This window comes from Rosistilla carotiformis, assembly GCF_007753095.1.
In the GTDB taxonomy this organism is placed as follows: Bacteria; Planctomycetota; Planctomycetia; order Pirellulales; family Pirellulaceae; genus Rosistilla; species Rosistilla carotiformis.
The window spans coordinates 1,655,823-1,666,546 of record NZ_CP036348.1; the positions used below are offsets into that span (position 1 = coordinate 1,655,823).

8 protein-coding genes are annotated in these 10,724 nt (G+C 58.5%); 1 reads left to right on the top strand and 7 read right to left on the bottom strand.

Translation table 11 applies throughout. From position 1 onward, the window contains the following. Positions 1 to 46: 46 nt before the first annotated feature. Together Poly24_RS06145 and Poly24_RS06150 are read right to left on the bottom strand one after the other, a co-directional pair. A complete protein-coding gene (locus tag Poly24_RS06145) occupies positions 47 to 1,003 on the bottom strand; it encodes an alpha-E domain-containing protein (RefSeq protein ID WP_145091980.1) in 957 nt (318 codons plus the stop codon). A 198-nt stretch (positions 1,004 to 1,201) separates the two neighbouring features. Continuing rightward, positions 1,202 to 2,725 carry a circularly permuted type 2 ATP-grasp protein gene (locus tag Poly24_RS06150; protein WP_449314248.1) on the bottom strand — a complete coding sequence of 508 codons (1,524 nt, stop codon included), beginning with the start codon at positions 2,723 to 2,725 and terminating at the stop codon, positions 1,202 to 1,204. Between the two features lie 531 nt (positions 2,726 to 3,256). On the opposite strand from Poly24_RS06150, the gene Poly24_RS06155 reads away from it, so the two are divergent. After that, positions 3,257 to 5,008 carry a BBP7 family outer membrane beta-barrel protein gene (locus Poly24_RS06155; RefSeq protein WP_231753490.1) on the top strand — a complete coding sequence of 584 codons (1,752 nt, stop codon included), beginning with the start codon at positions 3,257 to 3,259 and terminating at the stop codon, positions 5,006 to 5,008. Positions 5,009 to 5,162: 154 nt separating this feature from the next. Here Poly24_RS06155 and Poly24_RS06160 read toward each other — a convergent pair whose 3' ends face one another. The 5 genes from Poly24_RS06160 to Poly24_RS06180 all read right to left on the bottom strand — a co-directional run bounded on the left by Poly24_RS06160 (position 5,163) and on the right by Poly24_RS06180 (position 10,715). Beyond that, positions 5,163 to 6,683, bottom strand: coding sequence for a metal ABC transporter permease (locus tag Poly24_RS06160; protein WP_145091986.1), 1,521 nt, complete (start codon positions 6,681 to 6,683; stop codon positions 5,163 to 5,165). Further along, positions 6,683 to 7,471 (bottom strand): metal ABC transporter ATP-binding protein, encoded by a 789-nt coding sequence (locus tag Poly24_RS06165; RefSeq protein WP_145091989.1) that lies wholly within the window; start codon positions 7,469 to 7,471, stop codon positions 6,683 to 6,685. Before Poly24_RS06165 ends, Poly24_RS06160 begins: the two co-directional genes overlap by 1 nt. Positions 7,472 to 7,501: 30 nt before the next feature. Then, positions 7,502 to 8,485, bottom strand: a complete 984-nt coding sequence (locus tag Poly24_RS06170) for a metal ABC transporter solute-binding protein, Zn/Mn family (RefSeq protein ID WP_231753491.1) — start codon at positions 8,483 to 8,485, stop codon at positions 7,502 to 7,504. A gap of 97 nt (positions 8,486 to 8,582) precedes the next feature. Continuing rightward, on the bottom strand, positions 8,583 to 10,103 hold the full coding sequence (locus Poly24_RS06175) for a lipase family alpha/beta hydrolase (protein WP_145091991.1): 1,521 nt from the start codon (positions 10,101 to 10,103) through the stop codon (positions 8,583 to 8,585). 129 nt (positions 10,104 to 10,232) lie between these two features. Next, positions 10,233 to 10,715: a hypothetical protein gene (locus Poly24_RS06180; RefSeq protein WP_145091994.1), complete on the bottom strand. Its 483-nt coding sequence runs from the start codon at positions 10,713 to 10,715 to the stop codon at positions 10,233 to 10,235. Positions 10,716 to 10,724 lie beyond the last annotated feature (9 nt).

Sequence of the window (10,724 nt, forward strand, 5' to 3'; positions counted from 1 at the left end):
GGCGACGCAACGTCGCTTACGAGTTCCGCCAAACAACGCAACGACATTACTCTACACGCATCGGCACCGTGAAAAAGTCTTCGTGAATCGCATTTCCGACATTATTAACGCGCGTCTGGAAGTCGTCGATAAATTCGTGCATTCCCTGATCAATGATTTCTTCGATACTCATGTAATCGAATTCCGAACTTAATCGACCGATCAGCTGTTCCGACCTCAAGCGGAAGGTTCCGGGGCGGCTGCCGGTGATTTCCATCAGCGAATGTTGGGCACCGATCAAGCAAAACCGGATCGAACGGGGAAAATGGCGATCGAGGATCAAGAACTTCGCCACGTTGTTCGGTTCGATCGCGCCATAGACGCGGCGGTACATCTCCAACGCGCTATTGGAACGCAGCAGTGCCGACCATCGGACAACATCCAACGAGGTGCCGATGTCTTCGGCTTTGGGCAGCAGCAAATAGTACTGCACGTCGGCGATTCGCGAGATCTTGTCGGCGCGTTCCAACAGGCGTCCCAGACGCAGGAAATGCCATGCCTCGCCGTGCGACATCGTCGTGTAGGTGGTGCCTACAAGGGTGTGGCTCGCGTTGCGGACTTCGGTGCAAAAGCTGACCGGATCGTACAAGATGCTGCTGTCATTGACGGCGTTTCTTAGCATCAAATAGAAACGATTGACGTGTTCCCACATCGGGCTGGTGATCGTTTCGCGGATCGTTCGGGCGTTTTCTCTCGCCGACATCACGCACGACATGATCGAATTGGGGTTGTCACGATCGAAGGCCAAGAACTTCAGCACGTTCTCGCGAGAGGCGGTGTCGTAGCTCTTTTTGAACAGATCGTAGTCGCCGGTGGTGTAGACCAACGGTTCCCATTGATTCACAAAGGGGCTGCCATCGCCCAGGGTTAGGTTGTAGTTGACATCGATAAAACGCGCCACGTTTTCAGCGCGTTCGACCATTCGGCTCAACCAATAAACGGAGTTTGCAACGCGACTTAACATGATTGCAGTGCCTCATGATTAAGCGGGAACGTTGGTACACAGGGAGACGTCCCCGATGCGCCGGGGAACGCCGATCGAACGATATAAAAACTCACTTTTCCGCCACTTTCGAATTTTGGATCTTATTGCACGATTGAAGAGGACAGCGTCGTTTCGCCCCATCACGCGGTGGAAGCGTGATGGGCGAATCCAAGGCTTCTAGGATTGACTTTGCGATTGGGATTGTTCGCCTTCGGAGTCCGTCGCGGTCGACTGCGGCGGTTCCTGGGGGGCCTGGGATGAATTCTCGTCGATTACCCAGGTATCTTTGCTTCCGCCGCCTTGCGATGAGTTGACGATCATGGAACCTTCGGTCAATGCGACCCGGGTTAACCCCCCCGGCATCACGTAGATGTCTTCGCCACACAAAACGAAGGGACGCAGGTCGACATGCCGTGGTTGCAGGCGGTCGCCCACCAGCGTTGGCACGGTCGACAGGTTTAACATCGGCTGGGCGATGTAGTTTCGTGGGTTGGCATTGATCAATTCGACGTACTTTGCCTGTTCTTCCGACGTCGATTGCGGGCCCATCAAAATTCCGTACCCACCCGATTCATTGGTCGGTTTGACCACCAGTTTGTCGAGGTTGGCGAGCACGTGCTGGCGGTGTTTGGGGTCGGAGCAGACATAGGTGGGAACGTTCTGCAGGATGGCGTCTTCGTCCAGGTAATACTTAATGATTTCCGGGACGTAGGCGTAGATCGCTTTATCGTCTGCGACGCCAGTGCCCGGTGCGTTGGCAAGTGTCACGCGGCCGGCGCGGTAGACGTCGATCAGCCCCGGCACGCCTAGGCACGAATCTTTACGGAAACATTTAGGATCCAAGAAATCGTCGTCGATACGCCGATAGATCACGTCGACACGTTGCAGACCTTGAGTGGTTCGCATGTGGACATAGCCGTTTTCGACGACAAGGTCGGAGCCTTGCACCAGCTGGATTCCCATCTGTTGAGCAAGGAACGTGTGCTCGTAATAGGCGGAGTTGTACGACCCCGGAGTCAGCACGACGGCTGTTGGGGCGATCGTTCCCGGAGGGGCGCATTGCAGCAGCGTCTTGAGCAATTGTTCGGAATACTCTTCGACAGGTCGCACCGCGATCCCTTCGAAGACTTGCGGAAACGTCCGCTTCATCACCTCGCGATTTTCCAGCACGTAGGAGACACCCGACGGGCAGCGGAGATTGTCTTCCAAGACATAGATCGTGCCATCGGCATCGCGGACCAGGTCGACGCCCGAGATGTGACACCAGACCTTTTTGGCTGGGCTGAAGCCACGCATCTGAGGTCGTAGCGTTCCCGCCGAAGCGAGCAGATCCTCTGGTATCACTTTGTCGTGCAGGATGTCCTGTTCGTTATAGATGTCGTCCAGGAACAAGTTCAAAGCGCGGATGCGTTGTTTCAGTCCCGCTTCGACCTGGGTCCATTCATTGCCATCGATGATTCGCGGCAGCACGTCAAAGGGCCAGACCTTCTCGCGGCCATCGGCGTGACCGTAGACGTTAAATGTGATGCCCATGTTGCGGAGCGCGTGTTCGGCAGACGTTTGCCGTCGGCCCAGTTCGCCCGTCTGCAGGTTCCCAAGCTTCTTGGCGTAACTGGCACAACACCCACGGGCCTCTCCGTTGGTGGTGAACATTTCGTCGTACGCACCGTCGGATGGATAGGTTTCTAATTCGTTAATCACGTCGCCTCACATGTCGATTTAAAAAGAGATTCCGAAAGCGTAGCAAATCACATGCCATTCCCAATTGCGTTAGCAATTGCAGGTCGGGATACGGCGGCTGACTACAATCTAGGCGTTGTAGGCCTGGAAAGTAAGCAGGCCTTTTCTGCTGCCACACGCCCAACGTCCGGGGGACACGTGGAAGGTGGTCGGTGGCGACGAAGCAACGAGGGCCGGTGGTAAGTTGTTCGTACTGCTGTGAGTTTGCCAGTTGTTCCGAGGATGCTGTGGCTTCCGACTGTAGCTTGCCCGATTTGCTGATTTGACAAAAACGGGGGGGTTATAAGCAATCGAGGATTGTTCCACAGCCGAATTCCAACTGGTGAACGCTTGCATGTTGCTCTTAAAGGACATCGGGCACTCAACAACAATTGGGTCACGAATCGCCCTCTAATCGTGATGTCGTCGCGTCCAAACGCGAAACGCACGAAGCATTTCAATGGACTGCGATCGCCGCGATGCGATCGGCAACTGGTTAGAAGGAGTCTAACAGTGAGAACCAACATTATTCGAAGTATGCTCTTGATACTTCCATTCAGCTTGGGCAGCGTCGCTCAGGCGCAGTACGGCGGTTATTCGGCATCGGCTTATAATAGCTATTCGGCTCAACCAAGCGCGGTCCCGGTTCACCCAAGTTTGCAGGCGCAGCAGACTCCGGCGTACCAAGCTTCGCCAACCTACGCGACGCAACAACCGAATTACGCTGCACCACGGCCGGGCTACGCCGCTCCACAGCCAGGCTACGCTTCTCCGCAAGCCAATTACAGCTACCAACCGCCGCAACCCTATCGCACCGTTGCCCAGCACGGTGGCGGCTACGAATCGATTGCCGCGCCGCAGCCGACCAATGCGGTCATGCAGGGCGGGCATGCTCCCGAGCAGGTGCTGACTCCGGAAAGTTATCCCGCCACGGGACAACCGATGTCGCAATCGATGCACTACCCATCGGGTGACCCCGGGTGTTCGACCTGCAACCAATCGGTAGGCAGCGGCGCGACCTACAGCTACAGCCAACCGAACGTTTACGTACAAGCGGCCAGCGCTCCGTCGTGTGGTGGTAGCTGCGAAACGGTCAGCAGCTGCGGTCCAGCCTGCTATCAGGCACCCGTCGCCCTGAGCCCTTGGTTCGGCGGCGTGAGCATGTTGTTCTTGACCCGCGACGACAACTACGATCGTCCATTGGTCTTCGACGACGCGATGCCTTCGACAACCCGCTTGTCGGCACGCGATGCGGAACTCGATTTCGCCCTCGGATACGATGTCACCGTCGGTCGCTACTTGGGATGTGGTCAGTACGCCGTTTCGGCAACCTGGTTGCACATCGAAAACGATGAAGCGGATCAATCGATCATGCCTCCTGCGGCTGGCGGCTATCGTGCCAACTTCCGCAACTGGGACCGCATCTACTTCGATCAGAACAACGACGGGATGCACACCGATTCGGGCATGCCCGCGACCGACGAAAGCGTCTACGCGCACTTCGATCGTGCGGAAAGCTACCGCGTGCGACGCGATGCTTCGTACTACGGTTTGGAATTGAATCTGACCGGCTTCGGCATCGGTGGCGCCGCTCGAGCAGGACGTCCCGATTGCGGTGGCGGCAGCTGTGGCAGCGATCCCTGCTGCCCCACCGGTTGCGGTGGTATGTGCGGTCCAATGATTCCAGCTTGCGGTGCTCGGTTGCAAATGAGCTGGACGACTGGCCTGCGTTGGTTCCACTTCGAAGACGCGATGTCCTTCAGTGCTCGCACCGAACGTTACCCCGCGGCACCTGCGATGATCGAGACGGTCGCCTACGATGTCGACGCTGAAAACGAACTGTTCGGTTGGCAGTTTGGGGGCAATCTATCTTATTGCGTGGGCCGCCGAACCAGCCTGTACGCAGGCGGTAAGATCGGTTGGTACGCTAACGATGCCTCGCTTCGTCAACGTTTCCATTCGGAAAGCATGCCAGCGCGTGTAACCGACAACGGAGCCTATCCATCGTTCGCAAACCAATCGGTATCTCGCGAATACAGCGACACCGTGCTGGCGACCTTGGCCGAAATCGACCTTGGCATCGGATACCGAATCTGCGATTGTTGGACCCTTCGCGGTGGCTATCGCGTGTTGGCTGCCGGTGGTGTTGCCACAGCGATCGACAACATCTCGGAAAACCCAGCCAACCTGGGAGCTCAGAACGTTTGGGCTGACAGCAACCTCGTCCTGCACGGTGGTTACGTTGGTGTAGATTACAACTGGTAGCGATTTCGATCGTTGCCAATGGCGATGACCGGCGCGCTAATGTGGGACTCGTTCCACCACAGTGCGCCGCCGCTGCAAGAAGACCTCGCGTTACCAACTTGGTAACGCGAGGTTTTTTCGTTTTCCAACGGCATCCGCCGCGATTGTTTACGTGTCAGTCGTGGGACAGCGGATGCGGGCTGTCGACGACCCGCGTGGGCCGTTGGCTCTGCTGTAGCAAGCGTTCCAGGCGATCGATCATTTCCGGTTCGAGAACGTGTTCGATCGCATCGGCCGACCGGTCCACTTGGCTCGGTGCGCTTTCGGCGTGCGTGATCAGGTACATCTCCCACAACCGATGTTCATGCGTCAGCCGAGCCGCTTCGTGATAGCCCGACTTGTTGACTTTGATCTGTTGATTGGGCAGTTGGACCAACAGCCCCGCTTCGTCCGCTTTGCGGATCCCGTGCTTTAGTCGCCGCATCGTCCAGCTGCGCAGCCGAAGCAGGTCGTCGAGCGAAACCGACGGGATCGGATCGCCGCTCTCGGGCCCCTGGTAACCTCTCGATTCCAGCAGTTCGTAGATCCCACGCATCAGGTGCTGGCGTTCGATCGAGCTGTTCAACCGCCAACGCCGCACCCAGCGTGGCAGAAGCCCACGCGCGGGGCCCAGCATCATGCTGAACAAAAACAACGCGGTCGCCACCAGCACGATCATCGCGCCGGAGGGGAGTTGCGGGAAGAGCGCACTGGTCGCCGAGCCCAGCATCCCGCTGATCGCTCCCAAGCCGGAGGCCAGCAAAACCATGCGGGTCAATTGATGCGTCCAGAACCTCGCCGCGGCCGCTGGGGTGACTAACAACGCGATCACCAAAATCAATCCAACCGCTTGCAGGCCCACGATCGTGACCACGACGACCAACAGCATTAAGATCCCGTCCAACAGCGTGACCGAATAGCCTTCGCTGCCCGCAAATCCGTCGTCGAAGCAGAGCAGTTTCAGCTCTTTGAAGAGAGCGAAACAGACGAGACAGGAGACAAACCCGGTGCCGCCGATCAACCATGCGTCGCTGGGGAGCATCGACGCGGTCTTGCCGTAGATAAACGATTCCAGCCCCGCCGAATGGCCGCTTTCCATCTGTTGGATCACGCCCAACACCGCCACTCCCGCACCGAAGAAGACCGACAGCACAACGCCCAACGCGGTGTCTTCGCTCAATCGGGTCAGCGAACGGATAAAGACGATCCCGGCAACTCCGATCAGCCCCGTCACCGCGGCCCCCAACAACAGCACCGGCAGCGATTTGCCATCGAAGCCAAGCTGTGTGGCGACGATAAAGGCGAGCCCGATCCCGGGCAGCGTCGCGTGGCTGAGCGCGTCTCCCATCAAAGCCCGTTTCCGCAGCAGCGTGAAACTGCCGATCGTGCCGGCCGCCAATCCCAACAGCGTCGTCCCTAACACGACGACACGTGTGTTGTGATCTTGCAAAAAGATGACCCGCCGCCATTGTTCGGTCGAGGGCCAGCCGAGTTCGCGGTTGGCCAAGGATCGCATCGCCGCAGGTTCTTGCCCCACCGCGGTGCTGCTGGCGATCAAGCTGCAGGCCGCGATCAGCAGCAACGCAAATCGGATCCAGCAACCGACGAGGCCGCGGGACCAGCGAAGCACGCGTTGCGGAAACCGTTGCCTGGACATCACTGTTGCACTCGCCGAATCGCCTCGGAAGCTTCGTCCAACAACGTCAGTCGACCGCCGTACGCCTTGGTCAGATTCTGTTCGGTGAAGGTCGTTTTGGTCGGCCCGTGCGCGACCACACGCATGTTCAACAGCACGACGTAATCGAAATAGTCGGCGACGGTTTGCAGGTCGTGGTGGATCACGAGGACCGTTTTGCCGCGAGCCCGCATCTCTTGCAAGATGCTCAAGATCGCTCGTTCGGTCGACGCATCGACCGCGGCGAACGGTTCGTCCATCAGATACAAATCGGCGTCTTGAACCAACGCCCGGGCCAGGAAGGTCCGCTGTTGTTGGCCTCCCGACAGCTGGCTGATCTGCCGCTTAGCCAGATCGGCGATTCCGACGCGGTCCAATGCTTCGAGTGCCGCTTGGCGATGCTTGCGGCGAACCGGCAGGCACCATCCGATCTGGCCATACAGCCCCATCGTGACGACGTCCAAGGCGTCGACGGGGAAGTCCCAATCGACGCTCTCACGCTGCGGAACGTAGGCGACGCGGTGGCGGTTCTTGTCGTAAGGCTTTCCAAAAACGAGCACCCGCCCGGAGGCTCGCGGCACCAGATCCATCGCCGCTTTGATCAACGTGCTCTTCCCCGCGCCATTGGGGCCAACGACGCCGATCAATTGCCCTTTGGGAAAGTCGACGCAGATGTCCCAGATCACGGGCTTGCGATGGTAGGCAACGGTCAAATCATAGATCGACAGCGGGATCTGGTCGTTGGCGGTCGATTCGAGCGGTTGGTTCATGTTAGTGCTTCTAGTCGCCGTCGCCGGCGATCATTCGCTGAGCTTTCCATTCAGACCGCGCTCCGGGGCATCGCCCCCCAAAGCACGCACCACGCGCGTGATATTGTGATCCATCATCCCGACATAGGTTCCTTCGTAGCTGCCCGCGGTTCCCATCGCATCGGAGAACAGTTCGCCACCAATCTTAACCTCTTGGCCGCGCGATGCGGCGCCGTTGACCAAAGCTTCGATGTTTTTTCGCGGTACGCTGCTTTCGACAAAGACCGCCTGGACCTTCTTTTCGATCAACAGATCGACGAGCCCATTGATCCGTTGCAGCCCCGCCTCCGACTCAGTCGACAGCCCTTGGACCCCTAACACCTGCAGATCATAAGCTCTGCCAAAGTAGTTGAACGCATCGTGCGAGGTGACCAGGATGCGGTTCTCTTCCGGGATCGTCTGCATGCTCCGCAGCCCGTAGTCGTGCAGTTCGCTCAGCTGCTGCTTGTATTCCACCGCGTTGACCTGGAAGGTGTCTGCGTGTTCGGGATCGAATTCGGTCAACCCTTTGCGGACCACTTCGATGCATTGGCTCCAGGCCTGGATGTCGTTCCAGACGTGCGGATCGAAGTGCCCTTGAGCGTCTTCGGGTTCCAACAGGTACGATTTATCGATCGCTTCGGTGACCGCCCAGACCGGCTTGCTGCTTCCGGCGCGGACCAGGGTGTCTCCCATTTTCCCTTCCAGCATCAGCCCGCTGTAGAAGACGACATCGGACCCAAGGATCGATTGCACATCATCGCGGGTCGGTTTGTAGAGGTGTGGGTCGGTTCCCGGCCCCAACAGTTGCACGACCTCGACCTGATCGCCGCCGACATTTCGGGCGAGATCGGCGACCATTCCGGTCGTCGTCAGCACGCGAATCGGACGCGATGGATCGCGCCGCGTCGGCGTCGCCGTTTCGGTCGACCGATCGCAACCAACGATCGCAACGATCAGCAGCATCCACGATCCAAGAATTCGATCGAACTTCATTCCCTGCGATTCCCAAAAGGAGACAATTTGTAGCCTGTGCTAACTTTTTCCCGATTGTAATCGTCCGGTTCGGCGCGTCCCAGGGGGCAATGCGTCGCTAGCGGATCAGGGGCAGCTCTTCCAGCGGCGGCGGCGCGTCGGCTTGTCGCATCGACTGGATAGCGTATGCCGATCGGATCGCAGCCAGATCGGCCGCGTCGCGCGACTCCAAAAGCAGCGAGAGGACGTTGTCGACGAAGATCGGATGACGAGTCAGTCCCAGGTGGTCGCTCGGGATAAACGTCTTGCTGTTCCAAGCGATCGGGTAGATCCGCGGGACCGGTTGCTGACCCGGCAGTTCTTCCACCATGATCGCGCTGGTCCGGGTGACGGTCCCATCGCCGGCGGCCATGTAGGGGAATTCAAAATCGCCGGTATCCATGTCGACCACCATCTTCTCGACCGTTGGTTCTGAGCTGCCGGCAAACAGATGCAGCTGCAATCCGGGGGGAGGCGTCGCCGGAAGATCCAACGCCGCGTGCAATTTCTTGGCGCGGATCAGGCACTTGCGGCGGTGTTCGTTGGCGATACGCACTCGCGTCTCGCGGTCGGGTGCGTCGGGCAACATCGCTTGCAGCAATTCGTCTTGGTCGGGCGCGGTTAGGCCCCATTCCAATTCTTCCCAAACCGTCGGATCAAACAGATCGATCGTCTTGCTGGGATCTTGCTTTTGTACAACCAACCCGGTTCGCGTTCGCGGCAACAACTGGTAGACCGCCGGCATCGTTCCCAAGACCGCGGGTGGATAGATCGGCAGGAAGGAGGAGAACTTGCTGCCGGCCAGCAGCTCCTTGAGCGTGAGCGTCGAGCCTTGGTTGGGCGGTGCGATCATGATCGCCCGCTCCACGTATTTGGCTCCCTCCCACGTAAGCTCTGGCAGCGACCCATCCTCCGGCAACGGTTGCGTTCCGTATCGCAGGTAGTATCGCAACACCAAGCTGCCCATCGAGTGGGCGACGATGTCGAATTTGATGTCGGGGTTGTCGATGCCGAAGCGACGCTTTGAGTTCTCTTGCGAGATCGCCGCTTGTTGTTGGATGAATTCGTGCAACAGCACCACGCTTTCGGTGATGTCGCGTCGCCAATCGAAATCGAACTGGAAGCAGTTGTAGTGATCGTCGGCGTATTGGACTTCCTCGCGCGACGGATCGCGATACCCACCCACACCCAACGTGACGAGAATGTCTTCGTAAGCGTTGACTTGAATCGGGATTCCGAGAAAGCGGATCTTCAACCGGTCCAACGGTCCGTCGGAAACGACGTTGTCGCGGAGCGATGCGAGCGGAGCCCCTTCGACCATCGGAGATGCTAGCAAAGCAGCGATCTCGGGATCGTTCGGGTTCGTCGACCGAGAATCGATCGTTCCCCAAACGACGCGTCGCGACTCCGCTTCGACCAACCGCGAGCCCAAAATTCCAGGGATCACGATCACGGGATTGCGTTCGTAATCGGGGGCTTGGGCAAGCGAATCGTAGATATTTCCCAAGTCTTTCGCCGATCGTTTCCCCGCGCAGCCGATCGCCCCGATCAGACAGCCGAGGCTGACGATGAGACTCCGGTAGCGTGGTGACAACAGCATCCGTGCAATTGCAATCCGGTGAGGGAAAAAATGGTGTACGGAGGTTAACAGAATTCAACCTCCGGGCAGGACCCCAATTCGCCGGCATCGCCAAGTAAACTGCAATGCTCGCAAATAGAGCGAGATGGCTCACCTGCCTCCGTTCACTCCGCATCGCGACTGCAAGAAATCCGCCAATCGCTCGGCGTCGTCGCTACCGACTCGCAGCGTCCCTCGCCGCATCTGAATCACAACGCATTGCCGTCCCCACAGATTCCAGACCCAGCCCCCGCGGGGACTGAAGTGGATTCCCCAGCCATCCATCACCGTCGTCCGGCCGATCTGGGCGTTGACGATTTGGTCGTATCGGACCGATCGGCGAAAGGTCGGCAGCGGGCCGAAGCGGATCGAAACCCGGTCCCCTTCATCTTCGACAGTCAAATGATGAAACGAAGCGGCGAGCCACAGCATCGCCAGGCTGACGATGGGGAACAGCCACTGCAGCACCGGCATCTCGCGGGTCAGCCAGGCGGCCAACCCGAGCGGAATGCATAACAAATACAATCCCCAGCACAGCGGCGCGTGCTGGGTGTGCCGGTAGGTCGTCGCCCGGTTTCGGTTCTCGGAAGCCATCGCACTACC

Bases quoted from the DNA above. Each gene is read 5' to 3' on its own strand.
- Poly24_RS06145 (WP_145091980.1), bottom strand. From the start codon at position 1,003: ATGTTAAGTCGCGTTGCAAACTCCGTTTATTGGTTGAGCCGAATGGTC.
- Poly24_RS06160 (WP_145091986.1), bottom strand. From the start codon at position 6,683: ATGTCCAGGCAACGGTTTCCGCAACGCGTGCTTCGCTGGTCCCGCGGC.
- Poly24_RS06165 (WP_145091989.1), bottom strand. From the start codon at position 7,471: ATGAACCAACCGCTCGAATCGACCGCCAACGACCAGATCCCGCTGTCG.
- Poly24_RS06170 (WP_231753491.1), bottom strand. From the start codon at position 8,485: ATGAAGTTCGATCGAATTCTTGGATCGTGGATGCTGCTGATCGTTGCG.
- Poly24_RS06175 (WP_145091991.1), bottom strand. From the start codon at position 10,103: ATGCTGTTGTCACCACGCTACCGGAGTCTCATCGTCAGCCTCGGCTGT.
- Poly24_RS06180 (WP_145091994.1), bottom strand. From the start codon at position 10,715: ATGGCTTCCGAGAACCGAAACCGGGCGACGACCTACCGGCACACCCAG.